Raw genomic sequence first — 23,292 nt, 5'->3', positions numbered from 1 at the left:
TACTTAAACATTCAGCAGAAGATATTCACGCTCCCACGGACTAATAACTTCCATAAAAATTTCAAACTCTTGTCGTTTAATAGCGGCATAAGTGCTTACAAATGTATCTCCTAAAATAGCACGCAATTCTTTATCTTGTTCAAATAAATTGACAGCTTCAACGAGGCCACGTGGTAATTCAATATTATGAGAATTTACAGTTTTTGTTGTTGGTTTATCCGGCTCAAGTTTTTGTTGCAAGCCAATAAGACCACAAGCCAAAGAAGCTGCAAGTGCCAAATAAGGATTAGTATCTGATGAAGGAATTCTATTCTCAACACGCCGACTCTGTGGAACAGAACGTGGCACACGAAAAGCTGTTGTACGATTATCATATCCCCATCGCAAATTAACCGGTGCTGAGATTCCAGGCATGAGACGTCGGTAAGAATTAACATAAGGAGCAAGCATAACAAGAGCTGCTGCCATATGTCTTTGTAATCCACCAATAAAGTAGTGAAAATATATACTTTCTCCACCATCCTCTTCTGTAAAAATATTCACACCTGTTTCTTGATCTATAACAGATTGATGAATATGCATAGCAGATCCTGGCTGCCCCTGGATAGGCTTTGCCATAAACGTTGCATACATATTATGTTTAAGTGCTGCCTCACGGATAGTTCGTTTAAACATAAAAACTTGGTCAGCTAATTCAATAGGATCCCCATGACGTAAATTAATTTCAAATTGGCTTGCTCCTTCTTCATGAATAAGTGTATCAATTTCCAATCCTTGTGCTCCAGAAAAATGATAAATATCATCAATTACCTCATCAAATTCATTCACACCAGCAATCGAATATCCCTGTCCTCCTCCAATTGCACGCCCAGAACGACCAACTGGAGATACCAAAGGATAATCAGGATCGGGATTCTTTTGCACAAAATAAAATTCAATTTCTGGTGCAACAACTGGCTTTAAACCCATCTGAGTATAAAAATCAACCACTGTCCTCAAAACATTACGCGGAGTATACTCAACAGTCTGTCCATTTTGATAGATAATATCACAAATCACTTGTGCTGTAGGAGCCTCTTCCCACGGTACAATGGTCAATGTAGAAAGATCAGGCTCAAGGCGTAAATCACCATCTGCTTTTGGATATTCAAAACCGTTGCCATCTTCAGGATAATTTCCTGAAATTGTTGACATAAAAACAGATGAAGGTAACGCTAATGATGTATCTGATGTGAACTTTTTAGAAAGCATCATCTTGCCACGTGCTACCCCTGCCTGATCGGGTGTAATACACTCGATATCTTCTACGTTTCGGAATGCAAGCCATTGTGAAACTTGCTCCCAATCTTTTACACCACGTAAATTGTTGAGAAAATCAGAAATAGACTTACAATTTTTGTTCTTCATCTGTTTATCATTTTTCAAAGTCATAACACGCCAATTCAAGAAAAATTAAGCTCTCTTTGTTATAACATAATTTTATATAATCTATTATGCAAAAATTGCTCAGCTTAATTTTTATTTAAAGAATGTAATAACGTTTATCAAGATAAATACATCTAACGGTTTTCCAAAACACCGTTTAATTTACTAAAATAGTGTGAGATGGTACGGTTGGTGGGATTTGAACCTACGACCTCTGGTGCCACAAACCAGCGCTCTAACCAGCTGAGCTACAACCGCATAAATACTTACTTTTTGTTTGTGTGACATACGGAAGATCAAAAGAGTTTGCAAGCCTCTTTAAAAAAAACTTACACTTTTTATCAAAAAACAAAAATTTTATTATAAAGAAAGTGCGCATTTTGCCCAATTGTCAACATGATAATCACGATAAGCTTTTATATTATCAGTACCATCTTGCTGCATCAACTGCAAAATTTCTTTCATAATGGTCACAGCAATATTTGGTCCTTCATAAATCATTCCACTATAAATTTGTATCAAATCTGCGCCAGCTTTAACTTTTTCCAAAGCTGTTTGTGCATCCCTCACACCACCAACACCAATGATTGCAATATTTTTCCCTAATTTTTTACGCATTTTTGCAAGAACAATAGTAGAACGTTCAAATAATGGACGCCCTGATAGCCCACCTTCTTCAGCAGCCCATCTGTTATCCGTAAGTCCTCGACGTGAAAGAGTCGTGTTAGAAACAATTAAACCATCAAAATCAGAAGCACTTATTTCTTGAGCCACATCATCCAATTCTTTCTCCGTCAAATCAGGAGAAATTTTCAAAAAAATTGGAATAGAGAATCCATGTTTTTCCTTTTGTTCGCTGCGTGCTTGCGAAATTGCCTGAATCAAAAAACGCAAGCTATCACGTATCTGTAAATTACGTAAGCCTGGTGTATTAGGAGAAGAAACATTAAGCGCAAAATAATCAGCAACACTGTAAAAGTAAGAAATACCAGAAACATAATCATCAATCCTATTTACTGTATCCTTATTCGCACCAATATTGACTCCTACAATACCAACTCGTTTACGCGCACAAAGCTTACGATAAACAATTTGATATCCGTCATTATTAAAGCCCATTCTATTAATAATAGCTTCATCTTCTATCAAACGGAAAAGCCGTGGTTTTGGATTTCCAACTTGTGGTTTTGGTGTAACTGTACCAATTTCAGTAAAACCAAACCCTAAGCGTAAAATAGAATCTACAACTTCTGCATTTTTATCAAAACCTGCAGCAAGACCAATAAAATTTTCAAATGCAAGTCCTAAAATATTGACACATAAGCGCTTATCAAAAATCTTCTGACAACAACCCAATCCACTTTTTAGTCCAGAAATAGCTAAACGATGCGCGCGCTCTGGATCTAACATAAATAAAGCGGAACGACCAATACAACGAAAAAAACTCATGAAACTGCCTTTATACGATAAAATCTATCTTTTGCATTTTATTGAAATTTTTGCACATCAAAAACCACCAATAAAGACAAAATAGCATATAAATGAGGAAATAAATCTCTATAGTACAAAAATGTACAATATCACTAAGTGATTAACTTTACTCTATAAATATTGGAAAAAAGTTAGATAAATCACTGAGGTGAGTTTATACATCTCACATATTTTCATAATTCATGATTTTTAATATAGCTATTTTAATATAAAATACCTTTAATATTAACCTAAAATGAAACATTCATTAGAGAATTTTCATTTATCATAAGAATTTTGTAAAATATTGTTGATATTTACATTATAATTGATCAAGAAAATTAAAATTACTCTTTTCTTTTTTATTAAAAGCGATAGTTAAAATTGTTATACATCGCAGATATAAATAGGAAAACACAATGCTTAAAGAATTCAAAGAATTTGCTCTAAAAGGAAATATGATTGATTTAGCTATCGGTGTCATTATAGGAGGCGCTTTTGGTGGTCTAATTAATTCAATTGTTAACGATATTTTTATGCCAGTAATTGGTCTTATCACAGGTGGCATTGACTTCTCTAATATGTTTATTCAACTCGCTGGTGAAAAAAAAGCGACTCTACATGCTGCGAAAGAAGCAGGTGCAACCATTAGCTACGGAAATTTTATAACACTTCTTATCAATTTTCTGATTATTGCTTGGATTCTTTTCCTTTTTGTCAAAGGAACCAATAAAATTCGCCGCCAACAAAAAGAAGCAGAAAATCCAACAGATATGTCTCTTGAAGAGAAACTTTTAACAGAAATCCGAGACCTATTAGCCGATAAAAAATAAGTTCACACACATAACTTTAATCATGGAATACAAAAACAATAATTTCTATCTTTGTTCCTACCTTTGTTCCGTGATTAAGTTTTAAAAATAATAAGTTTGGCTCCCGATCTCTTCTAACACTATCTGATAACTAATGAAACCCAAGCCAGTTTCCGTAAATATACTGTCACAATACCTACTATCTATTTGATCATAAAGTTGAATCGTTCGTACAATTTCTTTATCATATTCTATTGTTAACTGTTATCTCTCATTACATTTTGAAGTACGTTTTTCCTCTATAAGAATAGATGGATAACAAGTTATTGAACTGAAATCTTCAAATAGTCTTTCTGCTTTGTCACTCTTTATTTAATCTTATGAAAATTCACGATAAAAAAATAAGCGCGGAATCATGCTCGCGCTTAAAAAAATGAACATTTAGCTCCTAATATAGATCTGATAGTTATAGGATTTTAATATTGTCTTTAATTGCACTTACTAAGCAAAATTTCACGTTTTCCTACATGATTGGCTGCCCCAACAATACCCTCCTCTTCCATTCTTTCTACAAGAGAAGCTGCTTTATTATAGCCGATTGCAAGACGACGCTGAATATAAGATGTTGAACATTTTTTATCACGCAATACAATTTTAACCGCTTGTACATAAAGCTCTTCACCATCTTCGCTAGAACTTCCTACTGAAACAATTTCAGAAACAGAATCAGCAATTTCAGCATCGTTATCATTCTCCTCACTATCCGTTACTGTTGTTAAATAATCAGGTTTTCCCTGCTTTTTAAGGTGTGCAACAACTGATTCTACTTCTTTATCAGAAACAAAAGGTCCATGCACACGCACAATACGGCCACCACCAGCCATGTGAAGCATATCTCCCTGCCCTAAAAGGGTTTCAGCACCTTGTTCACCTAAAATTGTACGACTATCAATTTTCGATGTAACTTGAAAAGAAATGCGGGTAGGAAAATTTGCCTTAATTGTGCCCGTAATCACATCCACAGAAGGACGTTGCGTAGCCATAATAAGATGAATACCAGCAGCCCGAGCCATTTGTGCTAAACGTTGAATAGCACCTTCAATCTCTTTACCAGCCACCATCATGAGATCTGCCATTTCATCAACAATAACTACAATATAAGGCAACTGTGTCAAATCCATAGTTTCTTCATGATAAAGTATTTCTCCGCTTTCCTTATCAAAGCCCGACTGTACAGTACACATAATTGTTTCACCTTTTTCCACAGCAAGTGCAATCCGTGCATTAAAACCATCAATATTACGTACACCCAATTTAGCCATTTTTCGGTAACGCTCTTCCATTTCACGAACCACCCATTTTAAAGCCGTCACAGCTTTTTTGGGGTCAGTTACAACAGGTGTTAGAAGATGTGGGATACCATCATAAATAGAAAGTTCCAGCATTTTAGGATCAACCATAATCAAACGACATTGCTCTGGCGAAAGTCGATAAAGAATCGACAAAATCATTGTATTAATAGCAACTGACTTTCCTGATCCTGTCGTTCCAGCAACTAACAAATGGGGCATTTTTGCCAATTCTGCTGTTACAGGATCACCATTAATCCCTTTCCCTAAAGCAAGAGCTAATTTAAATTCACTATCACTAAAAGTACTTGATTGAATTAATTCGCGCAAATAAACAGTCTCACGAACTGCATTTGGCAACTCAATTCCAATAACATTCCGTCCAGGAATCACAGCAACACGAGCAGAAATAGCAGACATAGAACGAGCAATATCATCAGAAAGACCAATAACCCGCGATGATTTAACCCCAGCAGCTGGTTCAAATTCGTACATTGTCACCACTGGTCCTGGGCGAACATGAATAATTTCACCCTTAATGCCAAAATCCTCTAAAACGCTTTCCAAAAGTCCTGCACTACACTCCAATGTTTCCTGCGAAATAATTGCACCTTCCTGAAAAACAGGCTCTTGCAATAAATCAATTGGAGGAAATTCATAAGCATTGCAGTTTACAGAATGAAAACTTGGTACAAAAGCTGAATCATGACCACGAAACGGTATACTCGTAGTTTTCTGTTCACTTTCTTTTTTGCTCATTAGAGAAACGTCTACTGTATTCTCTCTTGCCGTTATGCAATCAATAACATGAAGCGAGTCATTATGCGCTACAGTATCCATTATATTGTTTATTTCATGAATAGATTCTTCAACAACAGATGAATCTTGTCTCTTTACAACTTCTTTATTACCTTCATTATCTTCGTCCTTCAAAAAAGATTCAACGTGACACATTTGAATCTCTTGAACAACTTCACTTTCCGCACAATTCATATCAAAAGTTTTCTCAGAATCCTTTATCTCTCCTGTTGAATCTTTTGATACACTCATATTACAAAGCTGAGGATAACGACATTCAAGCACACGATAAAAAGCAGTAATTGATTCATCAACGACAGAATCAGTCTCTAATAAATCTTCACTATGAATAAAATTAACTGATATTTCTTCTCTTGAAGCCTTCTGATTAATTTTTCCTAATGTAAAAGAATCACACTCAAAAAATGCATCATCAGATAAATAATTAGATAGATACAATGTATGATCTGTTTTTTGGGTTACATTTTCTACTTCTACCAAAGATGAATGATGTGCTCTATTTTCTTCAATTGGTGTAACCATAGTCTGTTGTATAAATTGCTTAAAAGCAGCTGAAGAATAAAGCGATGCTTTCTTTTCAGACAACGAAATATTCATTTCATTCTCTGTCAATTGAGGTTCCATTGCTACTTTATCCAATTTTGTTATATTTGTAAGTCTTTGCTGCTTTTTCTCTGCAAAACCTTTAAATTGTTTTGCAAAAATTGGATCTGTTTCTATACGACGACGTAAGATCTCCACTTCTGGTGTTCGAGTGAAACGTACGTTCTGCCCAAGAGAAAATGCTTTTTTCCACACCGCAGGATAAGAAAGTATTTCAACAACATTAGCTGATGAATTTTTTTTTGATACATCTTCTGTACTTTTATCAGCAGGAAAAGACGTAGAAATAGATTTTTTTTCCAAATGACGCATAATACCCAACAAATTATAGAAATGAAAATAACTATTTTACAATGAGAATATATAAATGTTATATTATGAAAGTTAATAACCTTTTGCCAACGGTCAATTTTTTTAATTCGAAATAAAAGAATTTAATTAAAGAAAAATACAATCACTGATATGGTAGTATGGTATTATTCCTTTACTTTAAACCCGTTCGCATTTCAGTGAAGAGCCTCTTGTTACAAAAGCAAGCTGTACTCTGCAATTTGCAGACAAAGAAATGGTAAATAGATTATGCTAAATAAGAGACAATTTTATATCAACGGTCTATGGGAAAACCCGAGTACAAACAATGATCTTCATGTTATTAACCCATCAACAGAGGAAATCTGTGCTGTTATCAGTGTTGGGAATGTCAAAGATGTAGATAAAGCAATTACTGCTGCCAAAAATGCTTTTCAAAATTGGAAAACAACTACACCAGAGCAACGTCTTGCCTTTATTGAAAAAATTTTAGAAATTTACGAAAAACGCTCCGAAAATATCGCCAAAACTATTTCAATGGAAATGGGTGCACCTATTGATATGGCGCGAAATTCTCAAACTGCTGCCGGTAGCTACCATATTCGCAATTTTATCAAAGCTTTCAAAGATTTTTCTTTTCAACAAGTTTTAATAAAAGACTATAACCATGCAATCTTGCAATACGATCCTATTGGTGTCGTCGGATTGATTACACCATGGAATTGGCCCATGAATCAAATAACTTTAAAAGTCATTCCTGCGTTATTGGCTGGCTGTACTATGATCTTAAAACCCTCTGAACTTGCTCCTCTTTCTGCAATGCTTTTCGCTGAAATTTTAGATGAAGCTGCTTTACCTGCTGGGGTTTTTAATTTAATCAACGGTGATGGAACCAACGTAGGCTCTTATTTATCTTCACATCCAGATTTAGAAATGATCAGTTTCACGGGCTCAACAAGAGCAGGAAAAGCTATTTCTAAAAATGCTAGTGATACCTTAAAACGCGTCTGCTTAGAACTGGGGGGAAAGGGGGCTAATCTTATTTTTGCTGATGCTGATGCTGATGCTCTTCAACGTGGCGTAAACAACTGTTTTCATAATAGTGGGCAAAGCTGCAATGCACCAACACGTATGCTTGTGGAACATTCGATCTATAATAAAGCTGTAACAATAGCACAACATATTGCTGAAAAAACAATGGTAGGACTAAGTTATCAATCAGGGAATCACATTGGTCCCGTTGTATCAAAACAACAATACGATAAAATTCAAGCCCTTATCCAATCTGGAATTGACGAAGGAGCAATTCTTGTCGCTGGTGGTACAGGTCTTCCTATAGGTATGAAACGGGGCTATTATGTACGACCAACAGTCTTCGCTGATGTAAAACCACATATGCGCATTTTCCGAGAAGAAATATTCGGCCCAGTTCTTTCAATTATTCCCTTTAATACAGAGGAAGAAGCTGTAACCTTAGCCAATGATACAAAATATGGTCTCACCAATTATATACAATCACAAGATCGAAATAGATGTCAACGCATTGCTGCACAACTACGTTGTGGTATGGTAGAAATTAACGGATACGATTTGCCTGATGGCAGTTATTTTGGGGGTGTAAAACAATCTGGACGGGCTCGTGAAGGTGGACGTTGGGGAATTGAAGAATTTTTAGATACCAAAGCGATTTCATATTGGTAAAAAAATCCCATCAAAATCTCAAAAAAGGGATCATGTAGTGGCACAACATATAACAAATGAAAATGCATGTGGACAACGAATTGATCAATGGCTTGCTAAACAATATAAAGGGGAATTATCACGTTCACGTTTGCAAACTTTAATCCGCGAGGGTTATTTAAAAATTGATAGTCAATTAATAAAAGAACCAAAAATAAAATTAAAATCTAATCAAATAATCGAATTGACAATACCTACTCCTAACGACGCACAACCTCGAGGTGAAGCTCTAGCTCTTGATATTTTATTTGAAGATAATCATGTTATTGTTATTAATAAACCATCCGGTCTTGTTGTTCATCCTGGCAATGGTAATTGGACAGGTACTTTAGTAAACGCACTTATTTATCATTGTAGCGATAGTTTATCTGGTATCGGAGGTATTAAACGTCCTGGCATTGTTCATCGTCTTGATAAAGACACAAGCGGTGTTATGGTTATTGCTAAAAACGACCTTGCTCATAGAAATCTTAATGCCCAATTTGCTGATCATGGACGAACCAGCGCATTAGACCGACGTTACCATGCTGTCATTTGGGGCTCTCCTAATCGCAATATTGGGACAATTGATACATTCCTTGCCCGTTCTTCCCGTGATCGAACAAAGCGCACTGTCGTTCATAGTGAGCACACTCATGCTCGTCGTGCTATTACGCATTTTTCTTTATTAGAGAAATACGGAGCTTGTAATGATGCAACAGCTTTAGCTAGTCTTCTGGAATGTCGTCTAGAAACCGGGCGCACACATCAAATTCGAGTTCATATGGCGCATATTGGCCATCCCCTTATAGGAGATAAAGTATACGGAAATGCTTTTAAAACAAAGTCAAATACTCTTGATCCTGAAATTAAAAACATAATCGATCAGTTCAATCGGCAAGCGCTTCATGCAACTAGCCTTACCTTTGAGCATCCAGCTAACAGCAAAGTTATGTCTTTTTCCTCGCCATTTCCCAAAGATCTCACTAACCTTATCAACTATTTAAAAAAACTTAATTGAAACCTTTAATCATTACAAGATTTTATAATAAAATATCTAGTTTCAAATAAAATTGCGAATTATAAGTGTAAATAAAACAAGAAACGTGTTATATATATAATGTTTGTAAATAAAATTCGCCTTTAAGGGAATTCATGCAAAAGGAGGGTGCTGTATGGCCCATATAAATTTACCATCGTTTATAGCAAATGATAATAGTCTGAACCGTTATTTAGAAGAAATCCGCCGTTTTCCAATACTTGAGCCACAAGAAGAATATATGTTAGCTAAGCGTTATCATGAGCATAATGACCCAAAAGCGGCTCATAAATTGGTAACCAGTCATTTACGTCTTGTAGCGAAAATTGCAATAGGATATCGAGGTTATGGTTTACCTATTGGAGAAGTCATTTCAGAAGGAAATATTGGACTTATGCAAGCTGTTAAGCGTTTCGAACCAGAACGTGGTTTTCGTCTTGCGACTTATGCAATGTGGTGGATTAAAGCATCAATTCAAGAGTATGTTTTACGGTCCTGGAGTTTAGTGAAAATAGGAACAACTGCTAATCAGAAACGTCTTTTTTTCAATCTTCGTAAATTAAAAAACAAATTGCAAATGCTTGATAGTGGTGATCTCAATGCACAACAAGTGAAAGAAATTGCAACACGATTAAAAGTTACAGAAGACGAAGTGGTATCAATGAACCGTCGACTTAGTGGTGATGCTTCTCTTAATGCTCCTCTTCTTACAAATAAAGGTGAAAGTTATGAATGGCAAGATTGGTTGGTTGATGATTCAAGTAACCAAGAACAAATTTTAATTGAGCAAGATGAATTAGAGAATCGTTATTCCTTGTTAATACAGGCTATGGATAATCTTAATGAACGCGAAAAACGTATCTTTAAAGCACGCCGTTTAAGAGATGAACCGCTAACGCTAGAAGAACTCTCGAATGAATTTAATATCAGCAGAGAGCGTGTTAGACAGATTGAAGCACGCGCATTTGAAAAAGTACAAAATCGCATTTGTTTGCATAAATCTGAAAAATAAGAGAAACTTGGCATCGTAACATATTCATACTGCGAAATAGGTCTATTGAAAGTAGGTTGAGAATAACTGTTACATTTTATTTTCTCTATATCAGCATTTTTTAAATAAAAGGCTTATGATTGATTTTTTTTCATAAGCCATTGTCCAATAACTTCATTAAAAATGGTTTGGCCTGCTGGGCCTTTTGTAAAAGTTAATTCATACATACGGCCGTTTTTATCACTTATCACTAAACCAAGCCAATCTAGATCACGTATTAGCTGTAGATTTCTATCAAGAAACGGATGATTACCAATCAATGCAAAAACAAAAAAATCATTATCAATCTTAGCAGTTACAGTTCCAACTAAAGTTTGACCGATCGATTTTTCATTTTCCTTAAAAGTCAATGATTTAATATTATTGATTGCTTGTCCTGAAAATTTATCAGAAGTAATAAAAATTAAATCTATAATATAAGCAGCGTGCAAAGATTCATCAGTATTACGACGTAAAGTTAACCGTAATGATAATCCTTCATCTGGAATTATGATATCGCCTCTTATAGCTAATTCTCCTTGAAGCCCTTTAACAGAATCTTCTGTTATAAATGACCATGATGCACTACCCTTCGCTGCTTTTCCTGAATCATGTTTCGTAGGCATTTGATATAATACAGCTTCACCTACCTGCCTAAACGACTTTAAATTAGTCGCAATAACTGTTGATATCCCTTCTGAACTTGGAGATTCGGTTTTTTCAGCTGGACCAACATCAACCTCACTTCCATCCTCTAATAAGCGTTGTGTTAATTTTCGATTTGTTTGAATTGCCTTTTGTGCTGTGTTAGATATCTGCGTATTTTTCTCCTGTAAATTTTGATCATCTGATATAAATATACGTCCGCTAATAAAAAAAATACTACTAAACAAAATAATAATACTAAAAAAAGAAATAATACTTACTAAAATACGCTTTTGTAACGTTGAGCGATTAGCACGCCGTAAAGCTTGCGAAAAGATATGTGACACAATATGAGAATTATCTACTTGCGAAGTAGAAACCAAAGGAGCATTCTTAGACATATCTTTTTCAATATTTGGGCCCTCTTCATGGGCATTAAAAGCATCTACATTAACAAGCTCCGCATCCGGTATATCTGATATTACAGATACCTCATCAACAATCTCATTATCAACTAAATTAGTAATAGATAATTGGTGTTGTTTTTCTATAGCTAAAACCGCAACATCATTTTCTAATGATGATAGAGAGCTTTGCGCATTTTTCTCATCACTGTTTTTTTCTGTACAATTCCATCCCATAATTGAAGAAAGTTGTTCTTTTTCAACAGCTAAATATTCTTCTTCAACAGTTGTAATAGCATTTTGCAAAGCACGTCTTTGCTCTTCTATTGTTGCTTTTGGCAATTTCATATTTACAATTTTATGCTCTAATATTTTAGTAGCCCGCTCATAAATTTGTTCCCGTAATTTAGGCGTAAGCTCTTTTTGCGCATTAATTGTATTTTTTAAGATCCCAACGAAATCTATCATATTCTACATAGTCTTTCTTAAACTTAAGAGGAAAATTTCTCAGTTTATAAAACTAAAGCACTATCCATTCATTACTTTAGCCCTCAACTAACGTAATTGATATTAGCACAAACGCCATAGTAATTTAGATGAGCACAAAAATAAACAATGCTATTTTGTACCTTTCCTGTTATATAGTCTTAGATGCTTATTTTTGCTATAATTTAAGATATAAGCAAAAATTAATCTGCAAAAGGATCAGCAATGAGGATTGTATCTTTTCGCTCAGGACTAGTTGATAATAAAACAACTGGTATACCAATTAATTCTTCAATATAGCGCACATATTTTATAGCTTGCGCTGGTAGTTCTGCCCAATTTGATACACGTGCCGTTGTTTCTTTCCAACCTTCTAATGTCTCATAAATCGGTTGAACACGTGCTTGTGCTCCCATAGAGGATGGCAAATAGTCTATTCTTTTACCATCAAGTTCATAACCAATACAAACTTTAATTTCATCTAAACCATCAAAAACATCAAGCTTTGTCAGTGCAATACCATTGACGCCACCAATAGTTACCATCTGACGCACTAAAACAGCATCAAACCAACCACATCGACGTTTCCGACCCGTCACAACACCAAACTCATTTCCGCGCTCTCTAAGAAATTCACCAATTTTATTCATTTCTTCTGTTGGAAATGGCCCTTCTCCCACACGTGTTGTATAAGCTTTCGCAATACCCAACACATAATGAATTGAACCAAGGCCCAGACCAGAACCAATAAAAGCTTGCCCAGCAACTGTGTTAGAAGAGGTTACATAAGGATAAGTTCCAAAATCATTATCCAATAATGCACCCTGTGCGCCCTCAAATAGAATACGCCGCCCTATACGATAACTTTCATCCAAAAGACGCCACGTACACTCCATAAAGGGTAAAATTTCATCTGCCACTTGCATTAATTCATCATAAAGTGTTTGTGGATCAATTTCTGCAACTCCCATACCACGACGCAAAGCGTTGTGATGCCCCATCAACCTTTCAATCTTTGGCATTAAAGTATCAGCCTCTGCCAGATCCACTACGTGTATGGAACGACGACCTATTTTATCTTCATAAGCAGGACCAATACCACGTTTTGTTGTGCCAATTATCAAACCAGAAACATTACTATCCCGAGCTGCATCAAGATCACGATGCACCGAAAGAATCAAAGGAGCATTTTCAGCAACACGCAAAATTTCCGGTGTAATTTTTATACCCTGAACACGTAATTTTTTTAATTCTGCAACAAAATGATGAGGATCAACAACTACACCATTACCGATAATTGATAGCTTTCCACGAACTACACCAGATGGTAAAAGTGATAATTTATAACTAACCCCGTCAATAACCAATGTGTGACCTGCGTTGTGCCCACCTTGATATCTTACCACAATATCTGCCCGCTCAGACAACCAATCTACGATCTTACCCTTGCCTTCATCTCCCCATTGTGTGCCGACAACTACTACATTGGCCATAACTTTCTCCGTTGTATTTGGAAAATAACACCAGTGTTCAAAAACAAGTGGTTCTTTATAGTAAAATTTTATAGCAAGTGTGACTCTTCATTTCAACTTTTTGCTTATTTGCATATGAACCAACATTTTTGATCACCCAAATAGACTACATGTCAATATCAAAAAAATATCTCTCCCTTCATTCAAACACACCACAACTGCTTAAAAAGCCTGTACTACAATATCAACAGCAGCAATAACAGAGACCATCGTCGTTACACAGAAAAAGTATTAATACATATTTGAATAACTCTTCTTAAAGATAAGGTCAAATCATCACTGTCACCACCAATAACCTTTCTAATAACAAAACAATGTAAATTAAAGGTGATGTAACTTCCCTAAAATTTAGCTTTCCAGTTTTAAACTTGATAATATTATTATGATTTTTTTCAAATTAGTCATTAAGAATGAAAAATATTCTAATATTTTTTTTAAAGATTTTGAAAAATTTCTCACTGTACTAATAATGAACTTTCTTCTAACCTAGATCATGTATTATGCTGATATTATACTGATGATCACTTTATATTTGATATACTTGAGTGTTGCTCTTCCATGTGAAAAAATAAATTATAGCGTAACTCTATATTTTGGATAGGTACTCGAGAATAAATTGATAAAAAACAGATTATTTTTATTTGGCGACTAGACAGAAAGAATTTTAATGTTATAACCTCACGGAATCCATGAATTTGTTGAGATGTGCCCAGATAGCTCAGTTGGTAGAGCAGCGGACTGAAAATCCGCGTGTCCGTGGTTCGAATCCGCGTCTGGGCACCATTTTTTTCTTTAACTGTCTGTTTTTAGACTACCTCTTTTAGTTTATATAATTTTACCTAATTTGTTCTTATTTGCTCCTTATTTTTCTTTGGAGTGAATGCTAAAATCTCTTTCTCTCTCCACCTCACTGCTCTACCTAATTTATAGGGTGGGAGTTTTTCAAAGCGTGTTGAATTAAAAAAGATGAAAGGTAATGTGTTTCAAAGAGTGGATGGAGATAAATTTCCCATTGCAAAACAAGAAGGCCCTTCAATTGCTGCGGTGATGTCAAAGCCAGAAATTGCAAGTGCTATCGCACAATATACCAATGAACCATTAACCAAAAACATACAGCACCAACTTGCTTGTCAAGAATCTTGCTGCTAATAAGAAAGCTAAATAATCTCCTTAAGCTATGCTTACGCACTCCCCACTTTAATTGTAATTTTTAAAGAAGATTATCGCTTGTTTTTAGATTTTTCCCAAAAAAATTAATTAGAATTTTACTCTTGTTTTACTTCAATTTTTATATTAGGAGAATAAATGAGACATTTAATGAGAGAAATGAGTAAGTAAGAGCTTACTCATATATTCTGTTAAAGCGATCAACTCGTCCTTAAGGGTGAAAAGAGGGGGGGTGGGGGAAGATGTTTAAATTATTTGTTTCTGTAATAATTATTATGTTTTCACAATCTGTCTTTGCAGATGATGTCCGTAAAGTCTATCGAGCGGCTATGGAATCTCCTGAAGAAATAAAACGTGAGGGTGGTTTCATGCCGCGAGGAATGGATGGAACACGGCCTAATCAACCTCCACCAGATATAAATTTATGGAATCATGTGCATGGAAGTGAAACAGGAATGTCACGCCATAATTCTGGCTATGTATCTACAACAACATCTCGAGGATTTGCAATTAATTGGGTAAATGATCACCTTAATCATAATGGTTATGTTTATCATATTAGAGCTACTCCTAATTTCATTGATGTTAATGCATCGTTAAGGCATTATTCTCCACATCAAGAAGAGCTAGAAATGGCTGCGTTGGGTATGATTCATTGGAATCAAGTTATAGGATGGGAAAGAGTGAGAGGGGGAACTGTTGGTGAGTTTGTTCCGAATCCAGATTATAGAGAGCGATTATATATGTATTATGCAGCAGGAGGAGCTCAACCGCAACTAGCTGCTTTCCCTGATGGACATCCGGCTTGGGCGCACGATCCATGGATTACATATGCTCAGTGCGAATTAAAATCATCCTGTTCTCCTAAAAAATCATCACTGCAATTTGGAGTAGACTGGTTTTGGAAATCTCATCACACTGTACGTACAATAATTAGTCATTAATCTTGATGATGAGCAGATTATAAGTGTATCTACTATAAAAAAAATTATTGCATAAATAATAACAGAATAGTTTTATCCTTCATATTGTGAAACCTTGTTTTAGGGTATGAATATAAGATGTGCATTAATTAAAACTTGCAAAAAGTAGCTTGGAAAGATTGGGGAAACAAAGCAAAATAGAAATCATGTTTAAATTACTCTATCTGAGATTAACCTTGGTGTGAGTTTAACTAACGATTTGCTTATTAAAGAGCTGATGGGGAGATAGTTTTTAATATTAGCATCACTGTACAATACAAACCGCATCTATTTTTTCACAGTCATATATAGAGAAAATGAGTAAACGCAAGCAAATTTTGAACATGTAAAGGAGAGAACATAATGATCATGCAAATGATGTTGGTCATACTAAATATATTGTTGCATAGCAATCAGCCACACAAATCTATAATTATTGAGAAGGAGGACTTACCCATAGAGCCTATGAAGCGACTTGCATAAGTAATCAGCAGTAAGAATCTATCGAAAGAAGCTGGTTTACTTACAGATTGGAGATCTTAAGAATCTTTGTCCTTTGTGATGAGAAGGAAATTAAATTCTACTATTTTAAATTTTAGAGAGGGAAACTATTATGAAAATTAAAAAAATACTTCTATCCTTGATCCTGACAATCTTAATGATAGGATCATCTATCAGCGGATCTTATGCACAAGAAGGTTATATAGATGAGGTTTCAATTAATGCAGAGACATCTCGCTGTAGTTTACGAGTAAAGTATACATCTAGTCCATCTATGGGTTTTGGAATGTGGAACTGTAATAGCATAGCAGGAAAAGCCATTCTTGATTTGGCTAAAATAGCAGCCATGCTAAACAGACCAGTAGAGGTAACTCTTGAGGATAGCCCAAACCTATTTAAAGAATTATTATACCTTACGTTAAAATAAAGTCAATAATCGAAATTGAGTTTAGGAATACTGGTATTTCTGCAGATGTCTTAGATGTTATTTTCCTCTCCGTTATAATAAAAAAGTAAGTCGACTAATAAGAGCTATGTTATTTAAAATAATATGACAAAAGCACTCCCAATAGTTGAATGCAATACAAAAGAACGTCAAGTACGTCGTTACTTTATTGAGTGTGAAAAGAAACTAAGAAGCCAATCTGTTAATCATAACAATAATGCACATTTTTCTTTCCCAAAAGATTGGGATAAAATGTCTCCTACTAAAAAAGCGGTTTACATTTATGAACCGCTTTACATGTGTCTTGTTAAGGCTGTTACGTTAGCAGAAGAGAGCAAACACTACACAGTCCTCATTTGAAAAGAAAAACAAATCTTAGCAAAATCTGTCGTGAAGGCTGCTTAGATTTAAATATGATCTCATCTTTTCCACTTTCAGAGTGGAGAGGATATTAATTTAAAGAAGTCTGCCAATTATGCCTCTCTTATTTCCATAAAAAATCAATAAAATCAATGTAAAAGGTATTTCCCAGCGGATGTGGTTGCTTGTGGGGCGGGCTAGCGCAAACTATCGCTAGCGTTAGAACTTTCAAATTGACTGTACATTGTACAGTATATAATTATTTTTATTCTTGATATTACTGCGTCAATGTATATTTCCAAGTTAGATACTTGAAAACACCCTGAACTACAGAAATGAACCAAAGCCGGTGGGAAGCACTTACAAGGTCTCATCCATCGGTGTGTAGCAGAAGCAGAGTTATAGGTGAGAGGTGGTTTTGTTCCCTCCAACTATCAAATAGTGGAAACCAAAAAACTAACAGGCCTTTTTAAAGCAGAAGCCCTTGCACCAGTCATTGGTTCTTTTTCAGGTCTTGGCGGTTTATCGGCAGGAAGTGATCCAGTGTAACGGGCACTAGCCGGCATTATGGTTTTAGCAACAGGTGTTGCTATTTTCTTTGTCGCTAAACGCTTTCAGAAGCATCGCCTATGATCTGGTTTATTAGAAAAATCTGCTGATAATAGATGCATCTTTAGCTGCTTTTTTATGACTTTAGCAAAAACTTTTACCCTTGGCAAAAAAATTGAACAGAAAAAACTGTAAAAGCAACAACAACACGACTGAAGGTGGAAAACGAAGTTAATCAAAAAGCGATGCCAATGTGCGGGCTGCTCTTTCTCGTTGGTTACGTAACAAATAAGCATATTTCTTGTGTTGGTTGATTAGCCATTATAATCAATCACAGAAAAATATGGAATAAAGAGTAAATAAGCATAAATTAGGTAAAATTATATAAATCGCAAAGGATGACCGAAAGGTGATCCTCAAATAGTAATTTAAAGGAGAAATCTATATATTTCAATGTATTAAAGACAAAAAACGGTGCCGCATGCCGGATTCGAACCAGCGACCCCATCATTACGAATGATGTGCTCTACCAACTGAGCTAATACGGCATAGACTTGTATATTACTTAAAACTAAAGGCTATTTCGAGGGTAATAACTAAAAGTATGTATAAAAGCAAGCAGGTAATTTTTTCAATAATTTATAAAATGCCACGGTTACTAAAATAGCAAAATAGATCCTTATAAGGAAAAGAAATAAAATTATATTTCTTGAGCTTTTGCTATTTTAAAGTGAATTAAATATTTCTTCAATTTATAATCAATCCAATTTTAAAAGTAGGACTGAAAATAAAAATTTTTGTGTAATAAAATGATGCTAAATGTTCTGTTTAGAAGAGTGTTTGTAATTTTGCGAAGAATGAAAAAATTTATTTGACAAGTTATTTTTTGAATGAAAAAAATACGAGTGTTTGTGTTTTTATACAATCAAAACCATACTAATATGATAATTATTTGATAGAAAAGGTTTCTCATTTCTGTACCTATAGATATAAAGTTAAAATGGAGTTAGAAGGCAATGTCATATGAAAATAGAATAACAGAATTAGAGATTAAACTATCTCATCAAGAAAAGCTTATTGAGGAACTTTCTTGTGTGGTAACTGATCAATGGAAAAGTTTAGATGAAATGTCTAAAAAATTAAATGCTTTAACAAAACGATTGCTAGATTTAGAAGAGCGAGATTTCTCTGAAGTTCCTGTTGAACGTCCTCCTCACTGGTAAAAGTATAGTGAAATTAGCGTGTTTATTCTTCATAGCTTACAAAAGTATTTTTTGTGTTTTATTAAAAAAGTTTGTTTAGTAACTGATTCAAATTATTATTCTTGTTGTTACATTTCTTGTAATTTTTCTTTAATGTAGTGTAAAAAATATCTTTAATTTTGATTTACTAACATAGCTAATTTCTATTACCTTTAAAAATGTAAATGCTTGAGATACTATTTTATGAGTGGACATAATAAATCTTAGAAAAAATTCTTTAATACTGAATATGTTTTCCTTATTGATACGAAATTTTATGAAAAGGTTTTCGTGATTGGTAACTTAAGATATAAAATGTTACTGTCAAAATGCCAAATATAAACCATGCTGGTAAATCAATAAAAGTAATACAAATTGAAAATAGAAGAAATGGCAGAATACTACATATAAACTGATTGAGACTATTAATATCTGTCTAAAAAAAAACTGCTAATATTTCACTAAATGGATTTATAATCCAACTTGATACACTAATAGAACGTACACCATCAATGACTAATGTCATACATGTCAATGTAACAAAAATAAGGGTTGTTAATTTAACTAAAGGCTGAAACATATCTTATTCCTATTATTTTAATAGAATATTTGATACAATCCATAAAAAAATAGAAAGCTGCATTATCATGAAAATAAAAATGAATTAATTTTTATTGTAATTTTTTCTCTAAAACAAAAATGCATAGAAAATATATTTTTCTTTTATATAAAATTTAGGTTAAATACATCAGAATAATGAACAATGTTGAGCTAAAATACAATGAGTTAAAACGTGGCCTTAAAAATCGTCATGTTCAAATGATTGCCTTGGGAGGTGTTATTGGAACAGGCCTTTTTTATGGATCAACAGAAGCTATCCAATTAGCTGGCCCTTCAACTATTTTAGCATATCTTATTGGAGGGTGCATTATCTATCTTATTATGCGAATGCTTGGTGAAATGTCAGCTGAAGAACCAACTTCAGGCGCTTTTAGTTTCTTCGCTTACAAGTATTGGGGATGTCTTGCTGGTTTTATAACAGGTTGGAATTACTGGTTTCTTTATATTCTTGTTGGTATGACCGAGCTGACAGTTATTGGATTTTATATTGATCACTGGATTTTGATTGATCATTGGAAATCATCTTTGTTCGTTCTCTTGTTTATTACATTGATTAATCTTATTGATGTCCGTTTTTATGGAGAATTTGAATTTGGTTTAGCTTTGATTAAAATTATTGCTGTTGTTGGTATGATCGTATTTGGAATTTTTATCATTATAACAGGGATGAATGGAAGTCAGGCTAGCATTAATTATCTTTGGGATCACGGCGGTTTTTTCCCTTATGGCGCAATGGGAATTGTATTTGCTACCTCTATACTCATGTTTTCTTTTGGTGGCACAGAGCTTATCAGTATTGCAGCTGGAGAAACATCAAATCCACAAAAAACAATTCCAACAGCTATTCGTAAAGTTATGTGGCGTGTTGTCATTTTTTATATCGGTTCTATAAGTGTAATTATGATGATAAGCCCATGGAATATGATTAGAAAAAATGGCAGTCCTTTCGTCACTATTTTTGAAACTATAGGTATTCCTGTAGCTGGTCATATTTTGAATTTTGTTGTGATTATGGCTGCTATTTCAGTTTACAATAGTGCCATTTATTCTAATGGCCGTATACTTTATAGTTTAGCAGTGCAAAAAAATGCGCCACGTATTTTTAGTAAACTTAATGCTACTCGTGTTCCTTATATTGCCATTCTTTTTTCATCAATTTGTACTGCGACAATTATTGTCATTAATACTTTTATACCAGATAATAGTTTTATGAGAATTATGTCGATTACAACTGTAACAGTAGCTATTACTTGGACAATCATTGTTATTGTACATTTTAAGTTTCGAAAAATACATAAAGGCAAAGAAAAATCCTTTGTTTATGCATTTGGCTTATATCCTTATGCAAATTATCTTTGTCTTTGTTTTCTTGTACTATTGTTTTGCATCATGTTTGTAAGTGGCTTAGGGAAAAATGGGTTAATTGCTCAACTCTTTGAAATGGTAGGAATAAAAGTAAACTTTATCGAATCCTATATTCCTCTACAAATGCCTGATATGAGCTTAGCAGTTATTATCATTCCTATATGGTGTTTACTTTTGTTACTAGGCTATAAACTTAAACGATAGCTCTGAAATCATATAAAGAAATTGATTGGAATAAGTTTTGGGGATAAAATTTGATAAGGTGACGCAAATCTTTGATGATTTATGCGTTTTAAAAAATATTAACATAAATCTCACTGAAAAAAGGATTGCAATTATTGGTGCAAATGGTTCTGGAAAAAGTACATTTGTTCGCCTTATTAATGGTTTACAGCTTCCATCAATTGGCTCTGTAAATATTGATGGATTGGATACAAAACATGATATAAAAGCAATAAGACGTAAAGTAGGATTTGTTTTCCAAAATCCCGATAATCAAATTGTATTACCTTTAGTGGAAGAAGATTTATCCTTTGGTCTTAAAAACTTAAAATTGAGTAAAGATGAAATAAAAAGACGAGTAGATGAAGTTTTACAGTATTATGACCTCCAGGCATTTAGAAACCATGCCATTCATTTATTAAGTGGTGGACAAAAACAATTAGTTGCTATCTCAAGTGTGGTAGCAATGAAACCAAACTATATTGTTTTTGATGAACCAACAACATCACTTGATTTACAAAACAAACGCCGCGTTACACAAGCCATTAAAGAATTACCACAAAAAACTATCGTTGTATCACACGATTTGGAATTCCTAAAAGAATTTGATAGAGTGCTTGTTTTTGATAAGGGAGAAATAGTCCTTGATGATATACCCTTGGTTGCAATCAAAGAATATATAAGAAGAATGTCATGATCAGTGCATATATATCTCAAGACACATTTATTCACCGGCTTAGACCAGGAGTAAAATTATCACTTCTTATCTTGTGTGGAACCACTATCTTTATGGTTTCATCAATATCTACTTTTTTATTTTTTTTATTATTTATATCCTTATTATATAGAATAGCTAAAATTCCTTTCAATAAAATAATAAAACAGTTTAAATCAATATGGCTGTTTTTAATCTTTATATTTATTTTTCAAGCTATTTTTGATAATTGGCTTACAGGTCTTTCGATTATATTGCGCTTGATTATTCTTATTTCTCTAGCATCACTTATTTCGTTCACAACAAAAGTTTCAGATATAATAACTTCGATTGAAGTAGGGTTTCGATTCTTTTCATTTTTGGGTATAAATTCATCAAAATTAAGTATTGCCTTATCTATGGCAATTAGATTTATTCCGGTTATTAATGAAAAATTCAATGAGATATGTGAAGCGCAGAGAGCGCGTGGACTTAATATAAACATTATAGCTCTTGCAATACCCTTAACTATACGAACAATAAGGATAGCATCAGAAGTAGCAGAAGCATTAGATGCACGCTCTTATGATTATGATGATAACCAATTTTATTTAAAGGAATAATTCAGTGAAAACAAAAGATTTAACTTATATTGCTTTATTTGCCGCCCTTTATGCAGTTTTAGGTTTTTTCCCTCCTATTTTTCTTCCTTTTTTTCTTGGTCTTCCTATTACTGCCCAGTCTATGGGACCAATGTTAGCTGGATCTATTCTTGGAGCAAAAAGAGGCGCTGCAGCATCAGCACTTTTTCTTTTCTTGGTTGCTATCGGTTTGCCTCTGTTGGCTGGTGGACGTGGAGGTATTGGTGTTTTTTTGGGAGTTGGTGGTGGCTATATGATTGGTTATCCATTTGCAGCGTTCTTTATTGGTCTTATGGTTCAATCGTTTTGGCGACGACTAAATTTTATAAAATTGGTTATCATAAATAGTATAGGTGGAATTGGGATTATCTATTTTTTTGGAATATTTTGGATCGTGTACCTTTTTAAGATTCCTTTATTGACAGCTTTAACAATGTCATTAGGATTTACGATAGGTGATTTTTTAAAAGTTCTGGTTGCCTCATTTATTGCGCTTACAGTCAAAAAATCCGTTCCACTCATTGCTTCCTCAAAAAAGTAACAGCCATTCACATCAACTACAAGAATTCTATTCTAAAGGTTGCAAAAAATAATTGAAATATTATCAAAACAGATAAAAATATGTTTATGCTTAAAATATTGATGTTTTGTTTAAGCTGTTTGACATCTAATTCTTAGAATTAATGAATTCGTACTGAAAATGACAGGTAAAATTTTGAATGAGAAAAATATTCCAGAATTAATTTTCTATAGTCGAAACAAGTTATTAATATGCTACATCGCAACACAACTATCTTTATAATTTTAGACTTTTGTTGTAGCATCAATTGTATAATTTTTTCCCAATTCAAGAGCCGTTTCGGAAGCTTCTTACAGAATATA

General features: G+C 34.0%; 18 protein-coding genes, 3 tRNA genes and 3 pseudogenes. 15 read left to right on the top strand and 9 right to left on the bottom strand.

Features of this window, described 5'->3' with window-relative positions:
* Positions 1-3: 3 nt before the first annotated feature.
* From ACJTDF_RS00530 to ACJTDF_RS00520, 3 genes are all read right to left on the bottom strand, one after another.
* Positions 4-1,431, bottom strand: coding sequence for a glutamine synthetase family protein (locus ACJTDF_RS00530; protein WP_407965674.1), 1,428 nt, complete (start codon positions 1,429-1,431; stop codon positions 4-6).
* A 175-nt stretch (positions 1,432-1,606) separates the two neighbouring features.
* Positions 1,607-1,683: transfer RNA gene (locus ACJTDF_RS00525), tRNA-His, on the bottom strand.
* A 102-nt stretch (positions 1,684-1,785) separates the two neighbouring features.
* Positions 1,786-2,874: a quinone-dependent dihydroorotate dehydrogenase gene (locus ACJTDF_RS00520; RefSeq protein WP_407965673.1), complete on the bottom strand. Its 1,089-nt coding sequence runs from the start codon at positions 2,872-2,874 to the stop codon at positions 1,786-1,788.
* Positions 2,875-3,314: 440 nt separating this feature from the next.
* On the opposite strand from ACJTDF_RS00520, the gene mscL reads away from it, so the two are divergent.
* Positions 3,315-3,728, top strand: a complete 414-nt coding sequence (gene mscL, locus ACJTDF_RS00515; protein ID WP_407965672.1) for a large conductance mechanosensitive channel protein MscL — start codon at positions 3,315-3,317, stop codon at positions 3,726-3,728.
* 467 nt (positions 3,729-4,195) lie between these two features.
* Here the strand turns inward: mscL and ACJTDF_RS00510 are convergent, their stop codons facing one another.
* Positions 4,196-6,790, bottom strand: a complete 2,595-nt coding sequence (locus ACJTDF_RS00510) for a DNA translocase FtsK (RefSeq protein ID WP_407965671.1) — start codon at positions 6,788-6,790, stop codon at positions 4,196-4,198.
* 267 nt (positions 6,791-7,057) lie between these two features.
* Between ACJTDF_RS00510 and ACJTDF_RS00505 the strand changes: the two genes are divergently transcribed.
* The 3 genes from ACJTDF_RS00505 to rpoH all read left to right on the top strand — a co-directional run bounded on the left by ACJTDF_RS00505 (position 7,058) and on the right by rpoH (position 10,557).
* A complete protein-coding gene (locus tag ACJTDF_RS00505; RefSeq protein WP_407965670.1) occupies positions 7,058-8,488 on the top strand; it encodes an aldehyde dehydrogenase family protein in 1,431 nt (476 codons plus the stop codon).
* 37 nt (positions 8,489-8,525) lie between these two features.
* On the top strand, positions 8,526-9,527 hold the full coding sequence (locus ACJTDF_RS00500; RefSeq protein WP_407965669.1) for an RluA family pseudouridine synthase: 1,002 nt from the start codon (positions 8,526-8,528) through the stop codon (positions 9,525-9,527).
* 154 nt (positions 9,528-9,681) lie between these two features.
* Positions 9,682-10,557: an RNA polymerase sigma factor RpoH gene (rpoH, locus tag ACJTDF_RS00495; RefSeq protein WP_407965668.1), complete on the top strand. Its 876-nt coding sequence runs from the start codon at positions 9,682-9,684 to the stop codon at positions 10,555-10,557.
* Between the two features lie 113 nt (positions 10,558-10,670).
* Here the strand turns inward: rpoH and ACJTDF_RS00490 are convergent, their stop codons facing one another.
* On the bottom strand, positions 10,671-12,092 hold the full coding sequence (locus tag ACJTDF_RS00490; protein ID WP_407965667.1) for a hypothetical protein: 1,422 nt from the start codon (positions 12,090-12,092) through the stop codon (positions 10,671-10,673).
* A 221-nt stretch (positions 12,093-12,313) separates the two neighbouring features.
* Positions 12,314-13,603 carry an adenylosuccinate synthase gene (locus tag ACJTDF_RS00485; RefSeq protein ID WP_407965666.1) on the bottom strand — a complete coding sequence of 430 codons (1,290 nt, stop codon included), beginning with the start codon at positions 13,601-13,603 and terminating at the stop codon, positions 12,314-12,316.
* 746 nt (positions 13,604-14,349) lie between these two features.
* On the opposite strand from ACJTDF_RS00485, the gene ACJTDF_RS00480 reads away from it, so the two are divergent.
* Positions 14,350-14,425: transfer RNA gene (locus tag ACJTDF_RS00480), tRNA-Phe, on the top strand.
* 56 nt (positions 14,426-14,481) lie between these two features.
* On the opposite strand, the pseudogene ACJTDF_RS00475 reads toward ACJTDF_RS00480, so the two are convergent.
* Positions 14,482-14,574 (bottom strand): annotated as a pseudogene (locus ACJTDF_RS00475) (DNA-binding protein); the annotation flags it as partial.
* Between ACJTDF_RS00475 and ACJTDF_RS00470 the strand changes: the two are divergent.
* From ACJTDF_RS00470 to ACJTDF_RS00450, 5 genes and pseudogenes are all read left to right on the top strand, one after another.
* Positions 14,573-14,807: pseudogene (locus ACJTDF_RS00470) on the top strand (hypothetical protein); the annotation flags it as partial. The pseudogenes ACJTDF_RS00475 and ACJTDF_RS00470 overlap by 2 nt on opposite strands.
* 244 nt (positions 14,808-15,051) lie before the next feature.
* Positions 15,052-15,753: an enterotoxin A family protein gene (locus ACJTDF_RS00465; protein ID WP_407965665.1), complete on the top strand. Its 702-nt coding sequence runs from the start codon at positions 15,052-15,054 to the stop codon at positions 15,751-15,753.
* 631 nt (positions 15,754-16,384) lie between these two features.
* Positions 16,385-16,699 (top strand): hypothetical protein, encoded by a 315-nt coding sequence (locus tag ACJTDF_RS00460; RefSeq protein WP_407965664.1) that lies wholly within the window; start codon positions 16,385-16,387, stop codon positions 16,697-16,699.
* 123 nt (positions 16,700-16,822) lie between these two features.
* Positions 16,823-17,077, top strand: coding sequence for a hypothetical protein (locus tag ACJTDF_RS00455; protein WP_407965663.1), 255 nt, complete (start codon positions 16,823-16,825; stop codon positions 17,075-17,077).
* Positions 17,078-17,416: 339 nt separating this feature from the next.
* A pseudogene (locus ACJTDF_RS00450) lies at positions 17,417-17,710 on the top strand (lysozyme); the annotation flags it as partial.
* Between the two features lie 391 nt (positions 17,711-18,101).
* Here the strand turns inward: ACJTDF_RS00450 and ACJTDF_RS00445 are convergent.
* Positions 18,102-18,174, bottom strand: a tRNA-Thr gene (locus ACJTDF_RS00445).
* Between the two features lie 468 nt (positions 18,175-18,642).
* Here ACJTDF_RS00445 and ACJTDF_RS00440 point away from each other — a divergent pair.
* Complete coding sequence (locus tag ACJTDF_RS00440) at positions 18,643-18,849, top strand: SlyX family protein (RefSeq protein WP_407965662.1); 207 nt, start codon at positions 18,643-18,645, stop codon at positions 18,847-18,849.
* A 454-nt stretch (positions 18,850-19,303) separates the two neighbouring features.
* On the opposite strand, the gene ACJTDF_RS00435 is transcribed toward ACJTDF_RS00440, so the two are convergent.
* Entirely contained in the window at positions 19,304-19,447 is a 144-nt protein-coding gene (locus ACJTDF_RS00435; protein ID WP_407965661.1) for a hypothetical protein, read from the bottom strand.
* 176 nt (positions 19,448-19,623) lie between these two features.
* Here ACJTDF_RS00435 and ACJTDF_RS00430 point away from each other — a divergent pair, with 176 nt between their 5' ends.
* Genes ACJTDF_RS00430 through ACJTDF_RS00415 form a run of 4 tightly spaced genes read left to right on the top strand, consistent with a single transcriptional unit; the run spans position 19,624 to position 22,951 of the window.
* The gene (locus tag ACJTDF_RS00430; protein ID WP_407965660.1) at positions 19,624-21,057 is read left to right on the top strand and encodes an amino acid permease; all 1,434 of its coding nucleotides are present in this window, start codon (positions 19,624-19,626) and stop codon (positions 21,055-21,057) included.
* Positions 21,058-21,094: 37 nt separating this feature from the next.
* The gene (locus ACJTDF_RS00425; RefSeq protein WP_407965659.1) at positions 21,095-21,772 is read left to right on the top strand and encodes an energy-coupling factor ABC transporter ATP-binding protein; all 678 of its coding nucleotides are present in this window, start codon (positions 21,095-21,097) and stop codon (positions 21,770-21,772) included.
* Positions 21,769-22,392 carry an energy-coupling factor transporter transmembrane component T family protein gene (locus ACJTDF_RS00420; protein ID WP_407965658.1) on the top strand — a complete coding sequence of 208 codons (624 nt, stop codon included), beginning with the start codon at positions 21,769-21,771 and terminating at the stop codon, positions 22,390-22,392. The genes ACJTDF_RS00425 and ACJTDF_RS00420 overlap by 4 nt, the downstream gene beginning before the upstream one ends.
* A 4-nt stretch (positions 22,393-22,396) precedes the next feature.
* The gene (locus ACJTDF_RS00415; protein ID WP_407965657.1) at positions 22,397-22,951 is read left to right on the top strand and encodes a biotin transporter BioY; all 555 of its coding nucleotides are present in this window, start codon (positions 22,397-22,399) and stop codon (positions 22,949-22,951) included.
* The last annotated feature ends 341 nt before the right edge of the window (positions 22,952-23,292 follow it).

It is taken from the genome of Bartonella bennetti, assembly GCF_045945445.1.
GTDB lineage: Bacteria > Pseudomonadota > Alphaproteobacteria > Rhizobiales > Rhizobiaceae > Bartonella.
This window is presented reverse-complemented; position numbering and strand designations above follow the sequence as displayed.